Consider the following 22,684-nt stretch of genomic DNA (forward strand, 5'->3'; position numbering starts at 1 on the left):
TGCGAACAACCCTAGGAAGAGCTACTATCCATCGGTAAGTAGTTACCTCGGAGTGCGTAGGTCCCCCGGAGGTGAGCCATGGCGACCATGACCGCGGCGCAGCGGCGCGAGCAGGCGCGCATCGAGTACGACGCGTTCATCCGCAGCTGCCCCACCAACCAGCTCCTCGGCCGTATCAGCGACAAGTGGGTCGGGCTCGTCGTCGCCGCCCTGTCCACGGGCCCCATGCGCTACAGCGACCTCGGCCGCAAGATCGCGGGCGTGAGCCCCAAGATGCTGACCCAGACCCTGCGCACCCTGGAACGCGACGGCCTCCTCACCCGCACGGTCACCCCGTCCGTCCCGGTCCGCGTCGACTACGAGCTCACCGCGCTGGGCAGCAGCCTCGCCTGCCTGCTGACGGCCGTGAAGGACTGGGCGGAGAACCACTTCGACGAGGTGCGCGAGGCACGCGACCAGTACGACGCCGAGAACCAGGACGCAGACGTACAGGGCAGGGCCTGACCCCGCCAGGCCAGCACCTGACCTAGCCCCGCGCCTCCCGCAGCCGGGCGATCTGCTCGGTGCTGAACTCCACGGTCCGCCGCATGTGCCGCACGATCACGCCCAGTTCGGCGTCGTCCAGATCCGAGAAGAGCGCGGACCAGTCACCGCCCAGCCGCTCCCACATCTGCCCGAACTCGGCGATCTTCTCCGGCACGGTCGCCACCAGCACCCGCCGCCGGTCGGCCGCGTCCCGCTCCCGGACCACGTACCCGGCCTTCTCCAGCCGGTCCACCAGCCGGGTCGCCGACCCGGTCGTCAGCCCCGTCAGCTCCGCGACCCGGCCCGTCGTCACCGGCCCCCGCTCCAGCGTCAGCAGGTTCAGGCACTGCAGGTCGGTGGGGTGCAGCCCGATGCTGTCGGCGACGGCCTGGTTGAACAGGGCGTACGACGCCATATAGCGGCGGGAGACAGTGGACAGCTCGTCCAGCAGCCGCGACCGCGCGGTACCGGTCCCGTTCGCGCTCCCGGACATGCCCTGCTCCCTTTCGTCTGCGCCGTGCAGAGATCGTACGACGCACCGGCCCCGCCCCCGGCCCAAACCTACGGCCCCGGTCAGAAGGAGTACGCGTCCCCGGTGTTGAGCACCAGCACCCGCGCCCGGTCATTGCCCCGGTTGCGGTCCACCGTGCCACCGCTCCACTCCGTCTCGACCTCCAGCGTCGCCTCCGGCGGGCCGTCCCTCAGCACCACGCCGACGTCGGTCGCCTGGCCCAGCCCGTCCGCGGGCAGCGCACCCGTCCCGCACACCAGCACCCGCTCCCCCGTACGGACGCACCCGGCCGGCAGCCGCTGCCCGTCCGCGAGCGGCACCGACCAGGTCAGCCGCACGCTGGAGTCCGGCACGGCGGACGGCCCATGATTGGCCGGGGTGAGCCGGATGTACATCCGCTCCCCGGTCATCACCGCCGAACCGTGATACGACAGGTCGGCCTCCGGCGCACCGGTCGCCAGGGCGGGCCCGGCGACCGCGACCGCGACCGCGAGCACGACCGGCACCGCACTGAACGCAGCAAACATCCTCGTCCTCACCATGTAGGGATGTATCCCACGCGACGCCGTGCGCAGGCGCCGTCCATCAGGTGACACGGGCATGCGAAGCTGCCCGCATGCTCATCCTCCGCTCGGCGGCCCTCTTCGTCGTCGCCGCGATCTTCGAGATCGGCGGCGCCTGGCTGATCTGGCAGGGCGTCCGCGAGCACCGCGGCTCGCTGTGGGTGGCCGGCGGGGTCCTCGCCCTCGGGGCCTACGGCTTCGTCGCCACCTTCCAGCCGGACGCTCACTTCGGCCGCATCCTCGCCGCGTACGGCGGGATCTTCGTCGCCGGTTCGATCCTGTGGGGCGTGATCGCCGACGGCTACCGCCCCGACCGCTGGGACATCGCCGGGGCACTGATCTGCCTCGCCGGGATGGCCGTGATCATGTGGGCGCCGAGGAGCGGAAGCTGACCGCCTACCCTGGTCGGAACGAACGTACGCCCGTCCGAGGACCTTCAGGAGCAGCCCATGGCCCCCGCAGCACCGTCCGCCGCCTCCCGCATCGCCGTCGTCACCGGTGCGAGCAGCGGCATCGGCGCCGCCACCGCCCGGGGGCTCGCACAGGCCGGCTACCGGGTCGTCCTCACCGCCCGCCGCAAGGACCGCATCGAGGCGCTGGCGGAGGAGATCAACGCGTCCGGCCACTCGGCGACGGCGTACCAACTGGACGTCACCGACCGCACGGCGGTGGACGAGTTCGCGACGGCCTTCAGGACCATCGGCGTCCTGGTGAACAACGCGGGCGGCGCGCTCGGCGCCGACCCGGTCGCCACCGGCGACCCGGCGCACTGGCGCGCGATGTACGAGACGAACGTCATCGGCACGCTGAACCTCACCCAGGCCCTGCTCCCGAAGCTGGTGGCGAGCGGGGACGGCACCGTGGTCGTGGTGTCCTCCACGGCCGGGCTCGGCACGTACGAGGGCGGCGCGGGCTATGTCGCCGCCAAGCACGGCGAGCACGTCCTCGCCGAGACCCTGCGTCTGGAGATCGTCGGGCAGCCGGTGCGCGTCATCGAGATCGCGCCCGGCATGGTCAAGACCGACGAGTTCGCGCTGACCCGCTTCGGCGGCGACGCGGACAGGGCGGAGAAGGTCTACGCGGGCGTCGCCGAACCGCTCACCGCCGACGACGTCGCGGAGACGATCACCTGGGCGGTGACCCGGCCCAGCCACGTCAACGTCGACCTTCTGGTGCTGCGGCCCCGCGCGCAGGCGTCCAACACGAAGGTCCACAGGGAGCTGTGATGAGCGAGCCCGAGGAGACGGGCCCGGAGACGGGCCGGGAGACGGACGCGTCCCTGGAGAAGCGCCGCCTGGCCCAGGAGACGAAGAACGAACGCCAGGTCTGGTACTTCCTCGCGTACTTCCTCTTCGGCATTCACTTCGTGGCGTTCGTCATGATCTACGCCGTCCGCCATGCACACTGAGGCGTGGACCGACACATACCCTTCGAGGACCTGCACAACTTCCGTGACCTGGGCGGCTATTCGACCCCGGACGGCCGCCACCGCATCCGCCCGGGCCTGCTGTACCGGGCCGACTCCCTGGGCAAGCTGACCGAGGGCACGGAGGACTGGGACCGCTTCCTGTCCCTGGGGACAGGCACGGTGCTGGATCTGCGCCACCCCTGGGAGGCCGAGGCCAGGGGCCGCGTCCCCGAGCACCCCTCCTTCGCATACCACAACCTGAGCATCGAGCACCGCCCCTACGACCAGCCGTCCCAGTCCCCCGACACGGCCCCGGGCCCCTATCTGTCCGAGCGCTACCTGGAGGTGGCGGAGGACGGCACGAAGGAGATGGCCCAGGCCCTGGAGCTGATCGCGGAATCGGCCGCCGCCGGCACTCCGCTGGTCTTCCACTGCGCCTCGGGCAAGGACCGCACGGGCCAACTGGCGGCGATGGTGCTGACGTTGCTCGGCATCGACGAGCCGACCATCGTCGAGGACTTCTCCCTCACGGAACTCGCCGCCCCCGCTCTCCTGTCCGACTGGCGGCGCAGGAACGAGGGCCGCACCCCGAAGTGGCCGTTCGTCGGCCGGGCCCCGGCGCCGGTGATGCGCCTGTTCCTGGCGGCCATGAACACCCGCTACGGCTCGGTCGACTCCTACGTCACCGACGCCCTGGGCCTGGACGCAGAGGCCCTCTCGAATTCCCTCCGCGCAAGCCTCCTGGAGCCGGCCCCGACGGCCTGGCCCCCGACGGCGTACCGCAGGGCGACACCGGCCGACACCGCCCTGCTGGTCCGCCTCCGCGACAGGGCGGCCCTGTGGCAACTGGCCCGGGGCATCGACCAGTGGAAGCCGGGCGAGAAGGACGAGGCCCACTTCCGCACCCGTATGCGCGAGGGCGAGGTCTGGCTGGCGCACGCGGGCGGCCACCTGGCCGGCGCCTGGGAACTCTGGTGGGACGACCCCGCGGCCTGGGGCCCCCGCCCACCCGACGCCGGCTACATCCACCGTCTGATGACCACCCCGCACACGGCCCCACCCGGCACGGGCCGCCGCATGCTGACGGAAGCGGAGTCCCGCATCGCGGCAACGGGCCGCCCCTACGCCCGCCTCGACTGCCTCTCCACCAACCCCCGCCTGCGCGCCTACTACGAGTCGGCGGGCTACACGGTGGTCGGCGAACAGACAGCCAAGGACGACGGCTCGGGCAGCCCGTACGCGGTGACGTTGCTGGAGAAGCGGCTGTAGGGCCGGTCAGCCCTTCACGCACACCACCTGCTTGAGTTTCGCCACGACCTCGACGAGGTCCCGCTGCTGGTCGATGACCTGCTCGATCGGCTTGTAGGCACCCGGGATCTCGTCGACGACGCCGGAGTCCTTGCGGCACTCCACGCCCCGCGTCTGCTCCTCCAGGTCCTTCGTCGAGAAGCGGCGCTTGGCCGCGTTGCGGCTCATGCGCCGGCCGGCGCCGTGCGAGGCCGAGTTGAAGGACTTCTCGTTCCCGAGGCCCCGCACGATGTACGAACCGGTGCCCATGGAGCCGGGGATGATCCCGTACTCGCCGGAGCCCGCGCGGATCGCGCCCTTGCGGGTCACGAGCAGGTCCATGCCCTCGTAGCGCTCCTCGGCCACGTAGTTGTGGTGGCAGGAGATCTCCGACTCGAACGTCGGCTTCGCCTTCTTGAACTCCTTGCGGATCACGTCCTTGAGGAGCGCCATCATGATCGTGCGGTTGTACTTGGCGTACTCCTGCGCCCAGAACAGGTCGTTCCGGTACGCACCCATCTGCGGTGTGTCCGCGACGAAGACCGCGAGGTCGCGGTCGATCAGGCCCTGGTTGTGCGGCAGCTTCTGGGCCACGCCTATGTGGTGCTCGGCGAGTTCCTTGCCGATGTTGCGGGATCCGGAGTGCAGCATCAACCAGACATAACCGTCCGCATCGAGACATATCTCAATGAAGTGATTGCCCGAGCCGAGCGTGCCCATCTGCTTCGTCGCGCGCTCCTCGCGGAACTTCACGGCGTCGGCGACCCCGTCGAACCGCCCCCAGAACCCGTCCCACCCACCGGTGGCGAGCCCGTGCACCTGACCCGGATCGACGGGCTCGTCATGCATCCCCCGCCCCACCGGAATCGCCTGCTCGATCTTCGACCGCAGACGGGACAGGTCACCCGGGAGATCGTTCGCGGTGAGCGACGTCTTCACCGCAGACATCCCGCAGCCGATGTCCACGCCCACCGCCGCGGGGCACACGGCCCCCCGCATCGCGATGACCGAGCCCACGGTGGCGCCCTTGCCGAAGTGCACGTCCGGCATCACGGCCAGGCCCTTGATCCACGGCAGGGTCGCGACATTGCGCAGCTGCTGCAGCGCGACGTCCTCCACCGTCGCGGGGTCGGTCCACATACGGATGGGGACCTTCGCACCCGCCATTTCCACGTACGACATACCTTCCTCATTCCCCCGGATACCCAAGCAAAAGTCTTAATGACAGCAAAACGCAAAAGCATGGCCAAGGTCTACGAAATAGGACAAGGGACCGGCGTTCACAGCAGTGCGTGCGATACACATTGTCTTCAGGGAGCGCCCCGCTGCGGCAAGCGATTAACCAGCGGGGACACTGGAGGACCCACCGTCGAGAGGAGCCTGCCCGTGCAGCGGAAGGCATACGTAACCGGCATCGCCGCCCTCCTCGCGGCTCTGCTGGCCGGCTGCACCGGAGGCTCGGACGGAAGCAGTCCGACGGACGACGCGAACCCGGGCGAGGCCGGAACGGCCTCCGTAGCCGCCCAGCCCGGCAAGTACCGCACGCTCCCGGAGGCCTGCGGCGCTGTGAGTCACGACACTCTCGACTCTCTGCTGCCCGGCATCAAGCAGATCGCCGACCCGGACCAGCGGGACCGTGCGTATCAGGGCGAGGCGACGCTGACGTACGACACCGACCGCAAGGTCGGCTGTCGCTGGAAGGTCGAGTCCGCCGACGCCACCGATCATCTGCTCGTCGACTTCGAGCGGGTCGTGTCCTACGACAACGCGATCAGCGACGACAACGAGGCCGAGCAGCTCTTCGCCACCAAGGAGACCGCGGCCGACCTCCCCGAGCCCAGCGCGTCGACCTCCTCGCCCACGGCCACGGTCACGCCCGCGGCATCGGCATCGGCATCGGGCTCGACCGACCCCAGCCCGTCCGCGTCCGCGTCCGCTTCCGCCTCCACCGAGGCCGCCTCGGCCGACCTCCAGCCCCGCACCCTCGACGATGTCGGCGACGAAGCGTTCATCGACGACCAGCTGAGCAACTCGGGTTCGACGGCCGAACAGCGAACGGTAACTGTGGTGTTCCGCACGTCCAACGTGATTGTGACCATCCAGTACGACGAGCAGCCGACGGCCATCGGCACGGTCCCGGACAGCAAGGAAATGCAGGACAGGGCCCGGAATCTGGCCGGACGGCTGGACGACTCGCTCAACGGTTGACCGCCCCGCCGGCCCCACCGGCGGCCGTCCGCAAAGCGCGTGAACCGGAACCGCACAGCTCACTCACCGCGTACCGTGGCCCCTCGGACCCGATCCGACCGCAGGAACCCCGAGCGTCATGAGTGAAGGAACCATGCAGCGAGCAGCCCAGCGAGACGACCGAGACGACATGCGTGACCAGCGTGACCGGCGAGCGGGGCGACTCCGCCGCGTCCTTGTCTGCGCGGCCGCCGTCCCCGTGGTGTTCGTCGCCGCCGGCTGCTCCTCGGACTCCGGCTCCGACGACAGCGGCAGTGGCAGCGCCGGGCAGAGCGCGAGCAGCAGCGACTCCGGCAAGGCCTCCGGGAGCGCCTCGCCGACCGTGCAGGCGGCCAGGTACAGCAAGCTGCCGGGTGCGTGTGACGCGCTGTCGAAGAACACTCTGGGCGAACTGGTGCCGAAGGGCTCGAAGTCGGGCAAGGAGGGCACTTCTGACGATGTCGATTCCCGTGCCAGCTGCTCCTGGAACAGCCTCGACAGCAACGGTGTGAAGGGCTCCCAGTTCCGCTGGCTCAACGTCTCCCTCCTCCGCTTCGACTCCGACGCCAGCCGCGGCTCGGGCGAGAGCCAGGCCAAGGCGTACTACACCAAGCAGGTGCAGGGCGCCCAGGGCGTGAGCGGCGCGAAGAACTCGAAGTCGGAGCCGGTCGCCGGTGCGGGCAACGAGGCGACGGCGGTGCACTACGACCTGAAGAAGAAGGAAGGCAGCTTCAAGCAGACGACGGTCGTGGCGCGCGTCGAGAACGTCGTCGTCACCCTCGACTACAACGGCGCCGGTCTGGCCGGCGAGTCGACCCCGGACGCCACCGACCTGACGAAGGACGCGGAGAAGGCGGTCAAGGAGGTCGTGGCCGCGGTGACCTCGGCGAACGGCACGGGCAGCGGCTCGAACGCGGGCACGACGAAGCCCTCGCCTTCCAAGTCGGCGTCGAAGCCGGCGGGCGGATCTTCGTCCAAGACCGCGAGCGCCTCTCCGTCGAAGTCAGCGTCCAAGAAGAGCTGACTGTCACACCTGGCACACAACTCGCAGCTCAGCCACGCCGTTTGCCGGAGCCCGGCCCCCTCGGGGACCGGGCTCCTGGCAGTCCGGCAACGCGTTCGCCGCACTCATGTGCCACCCTGTTGCGCGCAACAACAGGCAAGGGGAGGGGAGTAACGGGTGGCCGCGCCACTGCAGCTGACTCGGATGCACCGCGTTCTCATCGGCGTGGTCGTGACCGGCGCCGTGATCATCGCCGGCATCGGCTTCGCCGGTTCCTACGCCGCCGTCCGCGAGCTGGCTCTCAAGAAGGGCTTCGGGAACTTCTCCTATGTCTTCCCGATCGGCATCGACGCGGGCATCTGCGTCCTGCTCGCCCTTGACCTGCTCCTGACCTGGATCCGCATCCCCTTCCCGCTCCTGCGCCAGACGGCCTGGGTCCTGACGGCGGCCACGATCGCCTTCAACGGCGCGGCCGCCTGGCCGGACCCGCTGGGCGTGGGCATGCACGCGGTGATCCCGGTTCTGTTCGTGGTCGCCGTCGAGGCGGCCCGGCACGCGATCGGCCGGATCGCCGACATCACGGCCGACAAGCACATGGAGGGCGTCCGCCTCACCCGCTGGGTGCTCTCCCCGGTGCCCACCTTCCTCCTGTGGCGCCGTATGAAGCTGTGGGAGCTCCGCTCCTACGAGCAGGTCATCAAGCTGGAGCAGGAACGTCTCGTCTACCAGGCCCGGCTCCACGCCCGCTTCGGCCGCGCCTGGCGCCGCAAGGCCCCGGTCGAGTCCCTGATGCCCCTGCGCCTGGCCCGCTACGGCGTCCCCCTCGCGGAAACGGCCCCGGCGGGCCTGGCAGCGGCAGGCATCGAACCGGCACTGATACCTCCGGCCCCACAACAGCCGGAGCTGAACACGGCCACGGGCAGTCGTGCCGCCGGGGCGGCGCCCGTACCGCGGGGAGCGGCACCTGCCGGCGAGCAGCGCCCTGAGCTGGTCAGCAACAATGCCGGGTACCCGGAACAGCAGGTTCCGGACGACCAGAGCCCGTGGTTCCAGTCGGTGGACCCCCAGCAGATCCCCTACTACGGCGACTACGACCCGGCCTACGACCCGGACCAGCAGTACGCCCAGTGGTACGCGGAGCAGCAGCAGGCCGAGCAGTACTACCAGGAACAGGGCCAGGAGCAGGAGCCGGAGCAGTACCAGGAACCCTCTCCGGAGGAGACCGGCAGCTTCCCCATCCCGGTGGGCCCGGGCCGCACCCGCGAACTGGGCGAGGGCGGGGGCTCCGAGCCGGACGAGGAGGCCTACTACCAGGTCTTCAAGCAGTCGATCAACGGCAGCTACCCGACCCCCCGCGAGTTCGGCGAGAACGTCGACGCGGAGTTCAGCATCGCCCTCCCCGTGGAGGAGGCCAAGCGCATGGTCAACCGCTTCACCAACCGCTACAACGCGGAGCTGGAAGAGGACCACATCGCATAGGAAGTCCGTACGGGCCGGGAAGATCCGTACGAGCACAGGAAGCAGGAAGAGGGGCCCTCAGGCGAGGGCCCCTCTTCACATCGGTACGCCGTCCTACTCCCCGAGCAGGGCCCGCACCCGGTCCTGCCCCACCGCCAGCAGCAGCGTGGGCAGCCGCGGACCGGTGTCACGGCCGACGAGCAGGTGGTACAGCAGCGCGAAGAACGTCCGCTGGGCGGTCTTGATCTCCGGCGGCAGCTCCTTGGGCGTGGCGTCGGCGGAGAACCCGGCCTGGACCTTGGGCACGCCGTACACGAGGTGGGTCAGCCCGTCCAGGGACCAGTGCTCGGCGAGCCCGTCGAGCAGCAGCCGCAGCGACTGCTGGGAGGCCTCGTCGAGGGACTTCAGCAGCTCGACGTCCGGCTCCTCGCGCACGATGGTCCGCTGGTCGGCGGGCACGTGCGTGTTGATCCAGGCCTCGGCCCTGTCGTAGCGCGGCCGGGCCTCGTCCAGCGAGCCGAGCGGGTCGGCCGGGTCGAGCTCGGACAGGATGCGCAGCGCCTGGTCCTGGTGGCCGGCGGTGATGTCGGCGACGGAGGCCAGCGTCCGGTACGGCAGCGGGTGCGCCGTCTTCGGCAGCTCGCCGCCCGCCGTACGCACCGCGCGCGAGTGCGCGGCGACGTCCGCCGGGAGGGCGGAGCCGTCGGCGACCTTGCCCTCGAGCTTGTCCCACTCGTCGTACAGCCGCTGGATCTCCTGGTCGAAGGCGATCTTGAACGACTGGTTGGGCCGGCGGCGGGCGTACAGCCAGCGCAGCAGCTGCGGCTCCATGATCTTCAGCGCGTCGGCCGGGGTCGGCACCCCACCGCGCGACGAGGACATCTTGGCCATGCCGGAGATGCCCACGAACGCGTACATCGGACCGATCGGCTGCTTGCCGTCGAAGATCCCGACGATCTGGCCGCCGACCTGGAAGCTGGAGCCGGGCGAGGAGTGGTCGACACCGGAGGGCTCGAACACGACCCCCTCGTACGCCCACCGCATCGGCCAGTCGACCTTCCACACCAGCTTGCCGCGGTTGAACTCGGTCAGCCGGACGGTCTCCGAGAAGCCGCACTCGTTGCAGGTGTAGGCCAGCTCGGTGGTGTCGTCGTCGTACGAGGTGACGGTGGTGAGGTCCTTGCCGCAGTTGCCGCAGTAGGGCTTGTACGGGAAGTATCCGGCGGAGCCGGAGCTGCCGTCGTCCTCGCTCGCCGCGCCGGAGCCCTCCTCGGCCTCCAGCTCGGCCTCGTCGACGGGCTTCTGGCCCTGCTTCTTGGCCTTCGGCTTGGTCCGGTACTGGGCGAGGATCGCGTCGATGTCACCGCGGTGCTTCATCGCGTGCAGGATCTGCTCGCGGTAGACACCGGAGGTGTACTGCGCGGTCTGGCTGATCCCGTCGAACTCCACGCCCATCTCGGCGAGGGACTCGATCATGGCCGCCTTGAAGTGCTCGGCCCAGTTCGGGTACGGCGACCCCTTCGGGGCGGGCACCGAGGTCAGCGGCTTGCCGATGTGCTCGGCCCAGGACTCGTCGACACCGGCGATGCCCGCGGGCACCTTGCGGTAACGGTCGTAGTCGTCCCAGGAGATGAGGTGGCGCACCTGGTGCCCGCGCCGCCGGATCTCGTCGGCGACGAGGTGCGGGGTCATGACCTCGCGCAGGTTCCCCAGGTGGATGGGACCCGAGGGCGACAGACCGGAGGCGACGACGACCGGTTTGCCCGGGGCCCGACGCTCCGACTCCTCGATGACCTCATCCGCGAAACGGGAGACCCAGTCGGTGGTCTCGGTGCTCTGAGCCACGTTCGGCACGTCCTCTTGTCCTGGAACTCTTGTGGGACCTCCATACTCCCAGACCGACCCGCGACCGGGAAAACCGCTTTACCTCCCATGGGATACTGGCTGGGTCTATCCATCCCCACGAGGAGAACGGCACCCATTCCTATGGCCCCGGTCACGTCCCTCAGCGACTCAGTCCAGCAGCACCTCGCGACGGCACTCTCGGCGGCCCTGCCGGACGCCGGTTCCGCGGACCCGCTGCTGCGACGAAGCGACCGGGCCGACTTCCAGGCCAACGGGATCCTGGCGCTCGCCAAGAAGGCGAAGGCGAACCCGAGGGAGCTGGCCACGCAGGTCGTCTCCCAGGTCGTCGCGGGTGACGTGATCAAGGAGATCGAGGTCTCCGGCCCCGGCTTCCTCAACATCACCATCAGCGACAAGGCGATCACCGAGAACCTGGCCGCGCGGTACGCGGACGCGGACCGCCTCGGCGTGCCGTTCGCGGAGCAGCCCGGCACCACGGTGATCGACTACGCCCAGCCGAACGTGGCCAAGGAGATGCACGTCGGCCATCTGCGCTCCGCCGTGATCGGCGACGCGGTGGTCCAGATCCTGGAGTTCACCGGCGAGACCGTGGTCCGCCGGCACCACATCGGCGACTGGGGCACCCAGTTCGGCATGCTCATCCAGTACCTGGACGAGCACCCGCACGAGCTGGACCACAAGGCCGGCGAGGTGACCGGCGAGGAGGCGATGTCGAACCTCGACCGCCTCTACAAGGCAGCGCGGAAGCTCTTCGACTCCGACGAGGAGTTCAAGACGCGGGCCCGCCGCCGGGTGGTCGATCTGCAGGCCGGTGAGCCGAAGACGCTCGCCATGTGGCAGAAGTTCGTGGACGAGTCGAAGATCTACTTCTTCTCCGTCTTCGAGAAGCTGGACATGGAGGTCCGGGACCCCGACATCGTCGGCGAGTCCGGCTACAACGACATGCTGGCCGAGACCTGCCGCCTCCTGGAGGAGTCCGGTGTCGCGGTCCGCTCCGAGGGCGCCCTGTGCGTCTTCTTCGAGGACGTCAAGGGCCCGGACGGCAAGCCGGTCCCGCTGATCGTGCAGAAGTCGGACGGCGGCTACGGCTACGCGGCCACCGACCTCTCGGCGATCCGCGACCGCGTCTTCAACCTGAAGGCGAACACGATCCTGTACGTCGTCGACGCCCGGCAGGCCCTGCACTTCCGGATGGTCTTCGAAACGGCCCGCCGGGCGGGCTGGCTGAACGACGACGTGACCGCGCAGCAGCTCGCCTTCGGCACGGTCCTCGGCAAGGACGGCAAGCCGTTCAAGACCCGTGCGGGCGAGACGGTCAAGCTGCAGGACCTCCTCGACGAGGCGGTCGACCGCGCCACCGCCGTCGTCCGCGAGAAGGCCGAGAAGGTGGGCCTGTCCGAGCAGGAGATCGTCGAGAACGGCCGGTACGTCGGCATCGGCGCGGTGAAGTACGCCGACCTGTCGACCTCCGCCGTGCGCGACTACAAGTTCGACCTGGACCAGATGGTCTCGCTGAACGGCGACACGTCCGTCTACCTCCAGTACGCGTACGCCCGTATCCAGTCGATCCTCCGCAAGGCCGGCGAGGCCCGCCCCGCCGCCCACCCGGAGCTGGAGCTGGCGCCCGCCGAGCGCGCGCTGGGCCTGCACCTGGACCAGTTCGCGGAGACGGTCCTGGAGGTGGCGTCGGCGTACGAGCCGCACAAGCTGGCCGCGTACCTCTACCAGCTGGCGACGCTGCTCACGTCCTTCTACGACCAGTGCCCGGTCCTGAAGGCCGAGACCCCGGAGCAGGTGCAGAACCGCCTGTTCCTGGTCGACCTCACGGCCCGCACACTGCACCGGGGCATGGCCCTGCTGGGCATCCGGACGCCCGAGCGTCTCTGAGGCGTGAGGCGTCGTACGGAGTCGGCGGCCCCGACGGTTACCAAGTGACCGTGGGGGCCGCCCGCTTCTTTGCCAGTGTCGTGCTTCCACGCCCCGAGTAAAGGGCGCTCCCTCCGGTCGCGTCGGCTTCGCCGATGCCCCTTCGGGGCACCCTTGACTAGGGGCGTTCCAGCACGGGTGAGAAGCGAGCGAGCGGCCCGGAAAGACGGGTGGCCGAGCGGGGTCCGCGGGCAACCGTCGGCTGCGCCCCGGCCCGGGGTTGACGGGTGCGCGGTCGCGCCTCGCCGGCACGCCGGGAGGGCTTGGCGGCGAACGGCCGGTGATGGGTGGCCGGGACGCGGCGGCTGAGTGGCGGCACGCCGGGAGAGCTTGGCGGCGAACGGCCGGTGATGGGTGACCGGGGCGCGGGGGCTGGGTGGCGGCACGCCGGGAGGGCTTAGCGGCGAACGGCCGGTGGGTGGCCGGGGCGCGGCGGCTGAGTGGCGGCACGCCGGGAGGGCTCAGCGGCTTGCGGCCGGTGAGCGGCGGTGCGCGCATCGGCCGAGTGGCGGCACGCCGGGAGGGCTTGGCGGCTTGCGGCCGGTGGGTGGCGGTGCGCGCATCGGCTGGGTGGCGGCACGCCGGGAGGGCTTGGCGGCTTGCGGCCGGTGATGGGTGGCCGGGACGCGGGGGCTGAATGGCGGCACGCCGGGAGGGCTCGGCGGCTTGCAGCCGGCGGGTGGCCGGGGCGCGGCGGCCGAGTGGCGGCACGCCGGGAGGGCTCAGCGACTTGCGGCCGGTAGGCGGTGGGGCGCGCATCGGCTGGGTGGCGGCACGCCGGGTCGGCTCAGCGGCTGACGGCCGGTGAGCGGCGGTGCGCGCATCGGACGAGTGGCGGCACGCCGGGACGGCTCAGCGACTGACGGCCGGTAGGCGGTGGGGCGCGCATCGGCCGAGTGGCGGCACGCCGGGAGGGCTTGGCGGCTCACGGCCAGTGAGTGGCGAGCGCGGGGGCTGGGGGGCGGCACGCCGGGAGGGCTTGGCGGCTGACGGCTTGGGCTGTCTCTCCCCCCCCCCGACGCCGGATGAGCCCAATGTGACGAGGGAGGCACAAGCCCCTCCCCATGTTGAGTGATTGGCACCTTTGGGCCGCCCAGGGCACACCCGACCTGCGGGCGTGCACCCCGACGGCGGCCCAGACACTCCAATCACTGCCACCCAGCCCCCAGCCGACCCCCAGCCAGGCCCCGGCCGGCCCCATCCGGTCCCGCCCCGCCCCAGTCCGCACCGGCGCACTGCCGATCCACCACCCACCGGCCGCAAGCCGCCAAGCCCACCCGGCGTGCCGCCACCCAGCCCCCGCGTCCCGGCCACCCATCACCGGCCGTTGGCCGCCAAGCCAGCCCGGCGTGCTGGCGAGGCGCGACCGCGCCCCCACCACCCCGGACGCGAACGCAGCCCACCCAAGGGATGGTGCCCCAAGCCGGCCACTTTCCCCCGGCCGCCCGCTCGCTTCTCACCCGTGCTGGAGCGCCCCTAGTCAAGGGTGGCCCGCAGGGCCATCGCCGAAGCCGACGCGCAGTGGAACGAAGTGGAACGGAGCGCCCTTTACTCGGGGCGCGGAGGCACGACACTGACAAAGAAGCGGGCGGCCCCACGGTCACTTGCGAACTCGGCCCACACCAGTTTCCCCAAGTCCCGCTCCCCCACCCCCCACTTGTCGGAGAGCGCCGCCACGAGCAGCAGTCCGCGCCCGCCCTCGTCCGCCTCGTCGGCGACCCTCGGTACGCCGGGCCCGCTGTCGTGCACCTCGACCCGCAGGACCTCGCCGTCGTACCGGAGCCGCAGCAGGAAGCCGCGCCCGGCCGGCACTCCGTGCACCAGCGCGTTGGTCGCGAGCTCGCTCACGCACAGCGACACGTCCTCGGCGCGTTCCCAGTCGTCGAGCCCCCAGTACCTCAACGACCACCAGGTGAACCGCCTGGCTGCGGGCACGGAGCGGCGGTCACGGCCGTAGAACTGGTCGCGCTGGTGGGGGAGTTCGGTTTCGACGTTCACGGGACGAAGGTCGCGCAGAGTGACTAGCGTGGATCACTGAGTGAGCCCGTACGGATTTTTTGTACGGGTTCATACGGGGTCGCGTACGGGCAGGCGTGGGGAGTTGGACCGGCATGAACTCCAAGAAGCTTCCGCGGAAGAAGAACCTCTCGGCCATGAAGATGCTGGGCGTCCAGGTCGGGACGGCTCGCCGCGCGGCCGGTTTCACACAACGTGGGCTCGGCGAGCGGCTCATGGTGGACGAGGAGACGATCGCGTCGATCGAACAGGGCCGACGGCCGCTGAAACGGGACCTGGCCGAGCTGCTGGACGAACTCCTCGAGACCAAGGGCTTGTTGAGCGCCGGGGTGGACAACCTGCCGGAGATCGACCAGTTCCCACTGTACGCGGAGCAGTACATCGATCACGAACGCGAGGCAATCGCCCTCTCCTGGTTCGACGCCCTACTTGTGCCTGGCATCCTCCAGACCGAGGAATACGCCCGCGCGGTCTTCCGCAGTCGAATCCCCGCATTCGACGAGGACGAGGTCACAGCAAAGACGTCGGCCCGGCTTGAGCGCCAGGTGGTCCTGCACCGCAAGGACCCTCCGACACTGAGCTTCGTCATCTGGGAGCCGGCACTCCTATTCCCGGTGGGAGGCATGCAGGTCCATCGAGAGCAGCTCCGCAGTTTGCGGCAGCACGCTCAACTGCCAGGTCTTTCCCTGCAGTTCCTGCCCCTCAACCGCACCTCGCATGCCGGTACTGCGGGCCCGTTCACCCTGCTCGAAACGCCCGACCACCAGCACCTCGCCTACACCGAATCCCACCGTGGGAGCCAATGGGTAGCCGACCCTAATGAGGTGTCCATCCTTGCGCGAAAGTATGCGATGCTGCGGTCGCAGGCCCTGTCCCCCGAGGACTCGATTGGCCTGCTGGACCGTCTGCTAGGAGAGCGATGAGTACCGCACTTCAATGGTTCAAGTCGACCTACAGCGACGACGAAGGCGGCCAGTGCCTCGAAGTCGCCCCCACCCCCCGCACCATCCACATCCGCGACTCCAAGAACAACCCCGAAGACGGCCCAACCCTCCTGGTCACCCCGGCCAGTTGGGCCGCCTTCACCACGTCTCTCAAGGCATGAGGGCCCGCTGAGGCCACTGTCAGTGCCTGCGCTTACAGTCACTGGCATGGCGACTCTTCCCAACCCGCTGCCCACATTGGCGACCGACCCGAGCGGCCGCTCGCTGGGGCTTCAACTCCCGCCCGGGCGTGTGATCGACGAGCTGCTGTGGTGCGCCGACGGCCCCGCGTCGCTCAGTGGCTGGACCGCGCTCCAGCGCGCCCCACGCAAGGCCGGACTCCTCCCGCTGCTCATAGACGTCGGCGGTGAACTGGGCGGCCCGGAGAACTGGGAGCTGCTCCCCGAGGAGACGTCGTACCCCGGGGACCACGACGCGGAGGAGGTGCTGGCCGAGGCGTGGGACCAGTGGCCCGGACTCGCGCCGGCCGGGACGCCCGAGGCGGACCCGGAGGCGCGGGCGGCCGAGGCGGTGGCGGCCCTGCTGGAGTCGGCTCCCAGGTCGGCGGACCACCGGCTGGCCCTCGTCCCGGCGCGCCGTTCCGCCGACGTCCCGGCGGCCTTCGGCTGGACCGGCCCCCTCAACTACGAGCCCGACGTGGCCCGCCTCTGCGCCGTACTGCGTTCCTGGGAGGACCGCTTCGGCGCCCGTGCCATAGCGCTCTCCTACGCCCGGCTGACCCTCTCGGTCGCGGCGCCGCCCAGTACACCGGCCGAGGCGGAGGCGCTCGCCGTCGAGCACTTCGCGTTCTGCCCGGACGAGACCGGGGAGGACCTCCCGGGGTACGCCAAGCGCCTGGTCGGCGCGCGCACCTGGTCCTTCTGGTGGGACTGACCCGGCCGACGCTGCCTCACACGCCGAGCCCCCTGGCAAGTCTCCGCAGCCCCTCCCCGATCTCCTCGGGAGTCTGCGTCACGAAGCACAGGCGCAAGGTCGAGTGGTCGGGGGCCGCGGCGTAGAAGGGCGCGCCCGGGACGTACGCCACGTCCTGCTTCACCACCTGGGGGAGCAGGGCCGTGGTGTCGTACGGGTCCGGCAGGCGGGCCCAGAGGAACATGCCGCCCTCGGGGCGGTTCCAGGCCGAGCCCTCCGGGAGCGCTTCGGGAAGTCCGGCGAGCATGGCGTTCCGGCGTTCGCCGTAGACCGCCCGCACCTTCGCCACGTGGTCGTCCAGCACATCCAAGTAGCGTGCCGCGGCAAGCTGGTTGAGGGTCGGTGTGTGCAGGTCCGCCGCCTGCTTGGCGACCGCGCAGGCGCGCAGCAGGTCGGCGGGGGCGCGCAGCCAGCCGAGGCGCAGGCCCGGTGCCATGACCTTGGAGAAGGAGCCGAGGAGGACGGTGCGGTCCTCGGCGCCGGGATGGGTGGCGATCCACGGCACCCGCGCGCCCTCGTAGCGCAGTTCGCCGTACGGGTCGTCCTCGACGATCCACAGGCCGTGCCGGGCGGCGGCCGAGGCCACGGCGGCGCGGCGGCCGGTGGACATGGTGCGGCCGGTGGGGTTCTGGAAGGTCGGGACGAGGTAGAGCAGCTTGGGCCGCTCGCTTCGTATCAGCTCCTCCAGCGCCGCCGGGTCCACCCCGTCGTCGTCGCCCGGCACGGCCACCACTCGCGCGCCCGCGAGCCCGAACACCTGAAGTGCCGCCAGATAGCAGGGACTTTCGACCAGAACGGTGTCCCCGGGGTCGAGCAGGGCAGTGGAAAGGAGTGAGAGTGCCTGCTGCGAGCCGGTGGTGATCAGCAGGTCGTCGGCAGCGGTCGGCAGCCCTTGTGCGGAGATACGGGCGGCGAGTCCCGCCCGCAGCGTCGGCTCGCCCTCCGTCGTGGAGTACTGCAGCGCTCGCTCCGGGACCTGGGCCAGGACCTGGTGGAACGCGGCCGCGATGCCCTCGCGGTCGAACAGCTCCGGCGCCGGCAGTCCGCCCGCGAAGTTGATCACCTCGGGGCGCGCGGTGACCGCGAGGATGTCCCGCACGGGCGAGCCGCCGACCGTACGGGCCCGCGCGGCGAGCAGCGGGACGGGGGCGGTGGAGGCAGCGGGCTCGGTGACGGTCATGGCAACGGCTCCTTCGGCTGCGGGTGTGTGTCCGTGCCCGCAGCCTAGGAAGGTAGCTGCTGCCTACACCTGTAATTCCGCGATCCGGACGCCCCGCCCGTCCCGGAACGCCGTCCCAGACCATTCCCTTTCCGCAGGTCAGACATGTGGTCCTGGTTCAGGCGTCCCGAATCACGCGAGAAAGGTGGCGAACGGCCGGGGTCTCCTCACAGGCTGGGGGCACACCGAGCGCCGTTCCACATACGCCCCCCTCGCGCCCAGGAGCCCCCCATGCCCCCACGTCCCCTCGCCGCCGCAGCACTCGCCCTGGTCGCCGTGTTCACGCTCTCGGCCTGTGAGGACGGCCAGGGCATACGCGACGAGGGACCGTCCTCCTCGGCCTCCCGGCACCCTCCGGCGGACACCGGCACGTCCTCTCAGAACTTGGTCGTCCCCTCCTCGACCCAGCCCGAGCCGCCCAGCGGGAACGGCGTGCAACGGCGATGACGGGATCAAGGACAAAGGCGCGTCGCGGTCCTCCGCCACGGCGGCCACGACCCAGGGCATGACGCCCAACAGCAGCGGCGGGGCGTCGGCGACGCCGTCGCTGCCGGCCAAGGGCGTGTACTACGACAGCTCGCTGAAGGTCACGCACTGGCAGCAGAAGGCGGACGACGTCCTCAACCGGTGAGCCGGGTCAGAGCAGCCGCTGGGCGGCCTCGGTGGCCCAGTAGGTGAGGATGTTCCGGGCGCCGGCCCGCTTGATGCCCGTCAACGTCTCCAGGATGGCGCGGTCGCGGTCGACCCAGCCCTTCTCGGCGGCGGCCTCGATCATCGAGTACTCGCCGGAGATCTGGTACGCGGCGACGGGCACGTCGACGGCGGCCGCGACCCTCGTCAGGATGTCGAGGTAGGGCCCGGCGGGCTTCACCATCACCATGTCGGCCCCCTCCTCCAGATCGAGGGCCAACTCCCGCAGGGACTCCCGCCAGTTGGCGGGGTCCTGCTGGTAGGTCTTGCGGTCGCCCTTGAGCGAGGAGGCGACGGCCTCGCGGAAGGGGCCGTAGAAGGCGGAGGAGTACTTGGCGGTGTAGGCGAGGATGGCGACGTCCTCGCGGCCGATCTGGTCGAGCGCGTCGCGGACGACCCCGATCTGCCCGTCCATCATTCCGCTGGGCCCGACGACATGGGCACCCGCGTCGGCCTGCACCTGCGCCATCTCGGCGTACCGCTCCAAGGTGGCGTCGTTGTCGACGCGGCCCTGGTCGTCGAGCACCCCGCAGTGCCCGTGATCGGTGGTCTCGTCGAGGCACAGATCGGACATCACCAGCAGCTCGTCCCCGACCTCGGCCCGCACATCGCGGATGGCGACCTGCAGAATCCCGTCCGGATCCGTCCCCGGAGTGCCGAGGGCGTCCTTCTTCCCCTCCTCCGGCACGCCGAAGAGCATGATCCCGGAGATCCCCGCCTCGACCGCCTCCGCGGCCGCCTTCTTCAGGCTGTCCCGCGTGTGCTGCACGACACCGGGCATGGCGGCGATCGGCACCGGCTCACTGACCCCTTCGCGCACAAAAGCGGGAAGGATGAGGTCGGCGGGGTGCAGCCGGGTCTCGGCGACCATGCGACGCATCACGGGGGAGGTCCGCAGTCGCCGGGGACGCGAACCGGGGAAGGAGCCGTACTTCGTCATGCGCTCTACGCTACGCCTGGCTCAGGGGCCCCTTTGCCGACGCCCTGTCGGCCCGCCCGGGCAGCCCGGCCCGCCCGGGCAGCCCGGCCCGGCCGGTGTCACGGCGTGAGATAGGTGTGGAAGACATTCTCCGGGTCGTACGCGGCCTTCAGCGCCCGCAGCCGCTCCCAGCCGGCCGGGGTGTACGACCGCCGGGCCCGGGACGGATCGGCGGTGAGGTCGGCCTCGGCGATGTAGTGGCCGGTTCCGTACGGCTCGACGATCCGCATGGTGTCCCGCAGCCAGCGCACATTGACGGCGTCCGCGGCCGGGTCGTCCCAGGTCGCGAAGGGGGCGAGATAGGTCTCGCCCAGGACCGGGAAGGCCATGTCGCGCGAGAGGGTGCGGTCCCGCGAGACCGGCCACAGGGGCGCGAGGACCAGCGACTGCTCGGAGGGGGCGTCGGCGACCGAGGCGGCGAGCGCGGGCAGCAGGGTCTCGTACCCGGTGTCCGACCACAAGGTGTCCACGACATTGCGGTGGCCCCGGGGCCAGAAGCGGGACGACGTGTCGTACAGATCCTCGAAGGTCCTGGGCTCTTCCACCTTGCGGAACAGGGCGCGGTCGGCCAGTGGGCAGTCCCGCAGCGGCTCCAGGCATTCGACGGCCTCCGCATGCGTGCGGGCGAAGGCCGTGCCGGTGAAGCTGATCACCTTGGGCCTCGGCGTCGCCGTCGCGTAGTCCGGGGAGGCGGTCGCGAGCATGAAGGACGCCTCGACGTTCGCCGGCAGCCGCTTGGCCGCCGTGGTGGCCCAGCGGGTCACCGGTTCGACGTCGGCCAGGGGAAAGGCGTACGTGGTCTCGGCGACCGCCGTCGGCAGGTCGTACAGCGACAGATGGAAGCGCGTGGCGACGGCGAAGAAGCCGGGACCCGCGCCACGGGCGGCCCAGAACAAGTCGGCGTGCTCGTCCTTGCTGCAGGTGAGGGTGGAGCCGTCCGCCGTGACCACCTCGACCGCCCGCACGCTTGCGGCGGCCGGCCCGAGAACGCCCGAGTTCCAGCCGAGGCCACCGCTGAGCAGATAGCCGCCGAGGGCCACGGGTCCGCAGTGCCCGGCCGGGAAGGCGAGGCCGTGCGGGGCGAGCGCGGCGACCAACTCGCGTCCGCTGAGCGCCGGTTGCACGTCGGCGGTGCGCGAAGCCGGGTCCAACTCGTATGCGCTGAGCGCGGAGAGGTCAATGAGCATGCCGCCGTCACGCAGCGGTGAGCCGCACCAGCTGTGTCCGTGGGAGCGCAGGGCGATCCGGTGCCCCTCGGAGCGGGCCAGCCGGACGGCGGCCGGGACGTCGCGCTCGGAGGCGACCCGGACGATCAGATCGGGAAAGCGCTGCGGCTTGAGCTCGTTCCACAGCATGGCCGACCAGGTGCTGTCGTAGGCGGCGTCGCCCCGTCGGACGATTTCTCCCTCGATCTCTTCGCTCATGCCGGCTCCTCAGCCGCTCGTCACACCGAAAATCAGGATGCACAGCGCCCAGCCCAGCATCACGAGGGCGGCCCCCGCCACATGGGTGCGCACGGAACGCGCCCACTGGGGCGCCAGCCAGAAGGCGAAGATGCGGTTCACCAGGGGCATCATGAACCAGGTCAGAATGGAAACGCTCAGCACGTTCGAGATGAACAGGCTGAGGTAGCCGGGCACCCGGAGGTCGGTCAGCACCCGACCGACCGTCAGGTTCAGGACCATCACGGTGGGATAGAGGGCCAGCACCACGGACATGGCCTGCTTCCAGTTGGGCGGGACCGCGCTGTCGGCGCCCGCGCCGAACCGGAACCAGCCGCTGAAGGCCGACCCCACCTTGTGCACGTCGTAGCCGGAGAAGTAGTGCTCACCCTCCTCCAGGAGCTTTTGGCGGGTGTCCGACTCCAGCCATTCGTCGAGGTGTTGGCGGGTGTCGAAGCGGAAGGCGACGACCCAGTTGTCCTGGATCCCCTCGACCGGCCGGAACAGCTCGTTGCCCATGAACCCCGGAAACTTCGCCTGGGCCTTGAAGGCCTTGGCCTGCCACCGGGCGAAGTCCGCCTCGCGGCCGGGGCGCACATGATGGGAGATGACCGCCGTGACGGCTTCCTCCTTGGCGGCCGGCGGCGCACCGCCGGCCAGGACTTCCTGCGTCGGTGTCCCGTCGAACAGCGGGCGGGCCTCGGCCAGCAGTTCCCGGCGCTCGCTGGAGTCCAGCCAGGCGGTCAGCTGGTCGAGTCGGGAGAAACGGAAGACCACCACCCAGGCGCGCTCGTCACCGACGCCCGGGGGATACATTTCCGTCCCCTCGAATCCGTCGAATGCGCGCACGGCCCGGTTGGTTCGCTCCTGCCAGCGCTGATAGTCGTCTTCGCAGCCCTCCCGCACCTTTTGGGAGGTCACAACGGTCGGGCCGTCCCCGGCCGAGGCATGGATTGCACGAGAACCCATACGGAGTAGTCTAGTTCAAAGGGTAGTTATCGGACAAATGGTGGAAATACGGGGCAATTTCCTCGGCAGTGCTGAGTGGAGGTCCGACATGGGTCACAAAGAGTTCCTGGCCGAAGCGGTACGGCTGGCCACAGAATCCGTCGTGAAGGGCTGGGGCGGGCCGTTCGGCGCCGTGCTCACCCGGGACGGCGAAATCGTGGCCACGGGACAGAACCGTGTACTGCTCACCGGCGATCCCACCGCGCACGCCGAAATGGAGACGATCCGCAAGGCCATACAGCGCCTGAACCCCGCGGCGCCGTCGATATCGCCGGAACACCAGAACGAGAGCACACTCGAATACGTTCCGCGCCCCGAGGGATCCCCCGACCCGGTGCCGGAGCGGGCCAAGATGCTCCAGGGCTGCTCGATCTACATCAGCGGCGCGCCCTGCCCGATGTGCATGAGCGCCATCTACTGGTCACGGATCGACGACGTCTACTACAGCTGCGATCTGACGGCCACGCGGGAAATCGGCTTCGACGACTCGTTCCAGTACGAGGACTTCCAGCGGCCCCTCGACGAGCGCCGCATCCACATCGAGCAGATCCTCCCCGAACTCGGCGCCGAGGCCTACGAAGCCTGGACCCACAAGGCCGACCGGCACGCCTACTGAGGCACGAAGAACGCTCGACGCCCGC

General features: G+C 70.2%; 24 protein-coding genes. 15 read left to right on the top strand and 9 right to left on the bottom strand.

Going from position 1 to position 22,684, the window contains the following annotated elements; translation table 11 throughout:
* Positions 1–78: 78 nt before the first annotated feature.
* The gene (locus Q8A52_RS35030) at positions 79–504 is read left to right on the top strand and encodes a winged helix-turn-helix transcriptional regulator (RefSeq protein ID WP_316758867.1); all 426 of its coding nucleotides are present in this window, start codon (positions 79–81) and stop codon (positions 502–504) included.
* A gap of 22 nt (positions 505–526) precedes the next feature.
* On the opposite strand, the gene Q8A52_RS35035 is transcribed toward Q8A52_RS35030, so the two are convergent.
* Both Q8A52_RS35035 and Q8A52_RS35040 read right to left on the bottom strand, forming a co-directional pair.
* Positions 527–1,018: a MarR family winged helix-turn-helix transcriptional regulator gene (locus Q8A52_RS35035; RefSeq protein WP_316758869.1), complete on the bottom strand. Its 492-nt coding sequence runs from the start codon at positions 1,016–1,018 to the stop codon at positions 527–529.
* Positions 1,019–1,098: 80 nt separating this feature from the next.
* Positions 1,099–1,563, bottom strand: a complete 465-nt coding sequence (locus tag Q8A52_RS35040) for a hypothetical protein (protein ID WP_316758871.1) — start codon at positions 1,561–1,563, stop codon at positions 1,099–1,101.
* Between the two features lie 89 nt (positions 1,564–1,652).
* Between Q8A52_RS35040 and Q8A52_RS35045 the strand changes: the two genes are divergently transcribed.
* Genes Q8A52_RS35045 through Q8A52_RS35060 form a run of 4 tightly spaced genes read left to right on the top strand, consistent with a single transcriptional unit; the run spans position 1,653 to position 4,276 of the window.
* A complete protein-coding gene (locus Q8A52_RS35045; RefSeq protein WP_316758872.1) occupies positions 1,653–1,991 on the top strand; it encodes a YnfA family protein in 339 nt (112 codons plus the stop codon).
* A gap of 57 nt (positions 1,992–2,048) precedes the next feature.
* Positions 2,049–2,825, top strand: coding sequence for an SDR family NAD(P)-dependent oxidoreductase (locus tag Q8A52_RS35050; protein ID WP_316758874.1), 777 nt, complete (start codon positions 2,049–2,051; stop codon positions 2,823–2,825).
* On the top strand, positions 2,825–3,007 hold the full coding sequence (locus tag Q8A52_RS35055) for a hypothetical protein (RefSeq protein ID WP_316758876.1): 183 nt from the start codon (positions 2,825–2,827) through the stop codon (positions 3,005–3,007). The genes Q8A52_RS35050 and Q8A52_RS35055 overlap by 1 nt, the downstream gene beginning before the upstream one ends.
* Before the next feature lie 3 nt (positions 3,008–3,010).
* A complete protein-coding gene (locus Q8A52_RS35060) occupies positions 3,011–4,276 on the top strand; it encodes a GNAT family N-acetyltransferase (protein WP_316758877.1) in 1,266 nt (421 codons plus the stop codon).
* A 6-nt stretch (positions 4,277–4,282) separates the two neighbouring features.
* Here the strand turns inward: Q8A52_RS35060 and Q8A52_RS35065 are convergent, their stop codons facing one another.
* Positions 4,283–5,476, bottom strand: coding sequence for an RtcB family protein (locus Q8A52_RS35065; protein WP_316758879.1), 1,194 nt, complete (start codon positions 5,474–5,476; stop codon positions 4,283–4,285).
* Between the two features lie 204 nt (positions 5,477–5,680).
* On the opposite strand from Q8A52_RS35065, the gene Q8A52_RS35070 reads away from it, so the two are divergent.
* From Q8A52_RS35070 to Q8A52_RS35080, 3 genes are all read left to right on the top strand, one after another.
* A complete protein-coding gene (locus Q8A52_RS35070) occupies positions 5,681–6,502 on the top strand; it encodes a DUF3558 domain-containing protein (protein WP_316758881.1) in 822 nt (273 codons plus the stop codon).
* 169 nt (positions 6,503–6,671) lie between these two features.
* Positions 6,672–7,544 carry a DUF3558 domain-containing protein gene (locus Q8A52_RS35075; protein ID WP_316758882.1) on the top strand — a complete coding sequence of 291 codons (873 nt, stop codon included), beginning with the start codon at positions 6,672–6,674 and terminating at the stop codon, positions 7,542–7,544.
* A gap of 183 nt (positions 7,545–7,727) precedes the next feature.
* Entirely contained in the window at positions 7,728–9,002 is a 1,275-nt protein-coding gene (locus Q8A52_RS35080; protein ID WP_316758946.1) for a DUF2637 domain-containing protein, read from the top strand.
* Between the two features lie 93 nt (positions 9,003–9,095).
* Here Q8A52_RS35080 and lysS read toward each other — a convergent pair whose 3' ends face one another.
* Positions 9,096–10,835, bottom strand: a complete 1,740-nt coding sequence (gene lysS / locus Q8A52_RS35085; RefSeq protein ID WP_316758884.1) for a lysine--tRNA ligase — start codon at positions 10,833–10,835, stop codon at positions 9,096–9,098.
* A 132-nt stretch (positions 10,836–10,967) separates the two neighbouring features.
* Between lysS and argS the strand changes: the two genes are divergently transcribed.
* Positions 10,968–12,734 carry an arginine--tRNA ligase gene (argS, locus tag Q8A52_RS35090; protein ID WP_316758886.1) on the top strand — a complete coding sequence of 589 codons (1,767 nt, stop codon included), beginning with the start codon at positions 10,968–10,970 and terminating at the stop codon, positions 12,732–12,734.
* A 1,587-nt stretch (positions 12,735–14,321) separates the two neighbouring features.
* Here the strand turns inward: argS and Q8A52_RS35095 are convergent.
* Positions 14,322–14,771 carry an ATP-binding protein gene (locus Q8A52_RS35095; protein ID WP_316758889.1) on the bottom strand — a complete coding sequence of 150 codons (450 nt, stop codon included), beginning with the start codon at positions 14,769–14,771 and terminating at the stop codon, positions 14,322–14,324.
* Between the two features lie 113 nt (positions 14,772–14,884).
* On the opposite strand from Q8A52_RS35095, the gene Q8A52_RS35100 reads away from it, so the two are divergent.
* From Q8A52_RS35100 to Q8A52_RS35110, 3 genes are read left to right on the top strand one after another with little or no spacing between them, the layout of a single operon-like run.
* Positions 14,885–15,712, top strand: coding sequence for a helix-turn-helix domain-containing protein (locus tag Q8A52_RS35100; protein ID WP_316758890.1), 828 nt, complete (start codon positions 14,885–14,887; stop codon positions 15,710–15,712).
* The gene (locus tag Q8A52_RS35105) at positions 15,709–15,894 is read left to right on the top strand and encodes a DUF397 domain-containing protein (RefSeq protein WP_316758892.1); all 186 of its coding nucleotides are present in this window, start codon (positions 15,709–15,711) and stop codon (positions 15,892–15,894) included. Before Q8A52_RS35100 ends, Q8A52_RS35105 begins: the two co-directional genes overlap by 4 nt.
* A 46-nt stretch (positions 15,895–15,940) precedes the next feature.
* Positions 15,941–16,666 carry a DUF4253 domain-containing protein gene (locus Q8A52_RS35110; protein ID WP_316758894.1) on the top strand — a complete coding sequence of 242 codons (726 nt, stop codon included), beginning with the start codon at positions 15,941–15,943 and terminating at the stop codon, positions 16,664–16,666.
* 16 nt (positions 16,667–16,682) lie between these two features.
* On the opposite strand, the gene Q8A52_RS35115 is transcribed toward Q8A52_RS35110, so the two are convergent.
* A complete protein-coding gene (locus tag Q8A52_RS35115) occupies positions 16,683–17,885 on the bottom strand; it encodes an aminotransferase-like domain-containing protein (protein WP_316758896.1) in 1,203 nt (400 codons plus the stop codon).
* Positions 17,886–18,155: 270 nt separating this feature from the next.
* Between Q8A52_RS35115 and Q8A52_RS35120 the strand changes: the two genes are divergently transcribed.
* A complete protein-coding gene (locus tag Q8A52_RS35120) occupies positions 18,156–18,371 on the top strand; it encodes a hypothetical protein (protein WP_316758947.1) in 216 nt (71 codons plus the stop codon).
* Positions 18,372–18,429: 58 nt separating this feature from the next.
* The gene (locus tag Q8A52_RS35125) at positions 18,430–18,555 is read left to right on the top strand and encodes a hypothetical protein (RefSeq protein ID WP_316758948.1); all 126 of its coding nucleotides are present in this window, start codon (positions 18,430–18,432) and stop codon (positions 18,553–18,555) included.
* Positions 18,556–18,561: 6 nt separating this feature from the next.
* Here Q8A52_RS35125 and hemB read toward each other — a convergent pair whose 3' ends face one another.
* From hemB to Q8A52_RS35140, 3 genes are all read right to left on the bottom strand, one after another.
* On the bottom strand, positions 18,562–19,554 hold the full coding sequence (gene hemB, locus Q8A52_RS35130) for a porphobilinogen synthase (protein WP_316758898.1): 993 nt from the start codon (positions 19,552–19,554) through the stop codon (positions 18,562–18,564).
* A gap of 98 nt (positions 19,555–19,652) precedes the next feature.
* On the bottom strand, positions 19,653–21,017 hold the full coding sequence (locus Q8A52_RS35135) for an FAD-binding oxidoreductase (RefSeq protein ID WP_316758899.1): 1,365 nt from the start codon (positions 21,015–21,017) through the stop codon (positions 19,653–19,655).
* A gap of 9 nt (positions 21,018–21,026) precedes the next feature.
* Positions 21,027–22,004 (bottom strand): antibiotic biosynthesis monooxygenase, encoded by a 978-nt coding sequence (locus tag Q8A52_RS35140; protein WP_316758901.1) that lies wholly within the window; start codon positions 22,002–22,004, stop codon positions 21,027–21,029.
* Positions 22,005–22,092: 88 nt separating this feature from the next.
* On the opposite strand from Q8A52_RS35140, the gene Q8A52_RS35145 reads away from it, so the two are divergent.
* Entirely contained in the window at positions 22,093–22,659 is a 567-nt protein-coding gene (locus Q8A52_RS35145; RefSeq protein WP_316758903.1) for a nucleoside deaminase, read from the top strand.
* The last annotated feature ends 25 nt before the right edge of the window (positions 22,660–22,684 follow it).

The organism is Streptomyces herbicida (assembly GCF_032656585.1).
Classification (GTDB): domain Bacteria; phylum Actinomycetota; class Actinomycetes; order Streptomycetales; family Streptomycetaceae; genus Streptomyces; species Streptomyces herbicida.

What these genes read in the sequence shown, in the direction of transcription:
- Q8A52_RS35030 (WP_316758867.1), top strand. Translation starts at nt 79, where the DNA reads ATGGCGACCATGACCGCGGCGCAGCGGCGCGAGCAGGCGCGCATCGAG.
- Q8A52_RS35035 (WP_316758869.1), bottom strand. Translation starts at nt 1,018, where the DNA reads ATGTCCGGGAGCGCGAACGGGACCGGTACCGCGCGGTCGCGGCTGCTG.
- Q8A52_RS35040 (WP_316758871.1), bottom strand. Translation starts at nt 1,563, where the DNA reads ATGTTTGCTGCGTTCAGTGCGGTGCCGGTCGTGCTCGCGGTCGCGGTC.
- Q8A52_RS35045 (WP_316758872.1), top strand. Translation starts at nt 1,653, where the DNA reads ATGCTCATCCTCCGCTCGGCGGCCCTCTTCGTCGTCGCCGCGATCTTC.
- Q8A52_RS35050 (WP_316758874.1), top strand. Translation starts at nt 2,049, where the DNA reads ATGGCCCCCGCAGCACCGTCCGCCGCCTCCCGCATCGCCGTCGTCACC.
- Q8A52_RS35055 (WP_316758876.1), top strand. Translation starts at nt 2,825, where the DNA reads ATGAGCGAGCCCGAGGAGACGGGCCCGGAGACGGGCCGGGAGACGGAC.
- Q8A52_RS35065 (WP_316758879.1), bottom strand. Translation starts at nt 5,476, where the DNA reads ATGTCGTACGTGGAAATGGCGGGTGCGAAGGTCCCCATCCGTATGTGG.
- Q8A52_RS35075 (WP_316758882.1), top strand. Translation starts at nt 6,672, where the DNA reads ATGCGTGACCAGCGTGACCGGCGAGCGGGGCGACTCCGCCGCGTCCTT.
- Q8A52_RS35080 (WP_316758946.1), top strand. Translation starts at nt 7,728, where the DNA reads ATGCACCGCGTTCTCATCGGCGTGGTCGTGACCGGCGCCGTGATCATC.
- argS (WP_316758886.1), top strand. Translation starts at nt 10,968, where the DNA reads ATGGCCCCGGTCACGTCCCTCAGCGACTCAGTCCAGCAGCACCTCGCG.
- Q8A52_RS35100 (WP_316758890.1), top strand. Translation starts at nt 14,885, where the DNA reads ATGAACTCCAAGAAGCTTCCGCGGAAGAAGAACCTCTCGGCCATGAAG.
- Q8A52_RS35105 (WP_316758892.1), top strand. Translation starts at nt 15,709, where the DNA reads ATGAGTACCGCACTTCAATGGTTCAAGTCGACCTACAGCGACGACGAA.
- Q8A52_RS35110 (WP_316758894.1), top strand. Translation starts at nt 15,941, where the DNA reads ATGGCGACTCTTCCCAACCCGCTGCCCACATTGGCGACCGACCCGAGC.
- Q8A52_RS35115 (WP_316758896.1), bottom strand. Translation starts at nt 17,885, where the DNA reads ATGACCGTCACCGAGCCCGCTGCCTCCACCGCCCCCGTCCCGCTGCTC.
- Q8A52_RS35120 (WP_316758947.1), top strand. Translation starts at nt 18,156, where the DNA reads ATGCCCCCACGTCCCCTCGCCGCCGCAGCACTCGCCCTGGTCGCCGTG.
- Q8A52_RS35125 (WP_316758948.1), top strand. Translation starts at nt 18,430, where the DNA reads ATGACGCCCAACAGCAGCGGCGGGGCGTCGGCGACGCCGTCGCTGCCG.
- hemB (WP_316758898.1), bottom strand. Translation starts at nt 19,554, where the DNA reads ATGACGAAGTACGGCTCCTTCCCCGGTTCGCGTCCCCGGCGACTGCGG.
- Q8A52_RS35135 (WP_316758899.1), bottom strand. Translation starts at nt 21,017, where the DNA reads ATGAGCGAAGAGATCGAGGGAGAAATCGTCCGACGGGGCGACGCCGCC.
- Q8A52_RS35140 (WP_316758901.1), bottom strand. Translation starts at nt 22,004, where the DNA reads ATGGGTTCTCGTGCAATCCATGCCTCGGCCGGGGACGGCCCGACCGTT.
- Q8A52_RS35145 (WP_316758903.1), top strand. Translation starts at nt 22,093, where the DNA reads ATGGGTCACAAAGAGTTCCTGGCCGAAGCGGTACGGCTGGCCACAGAA.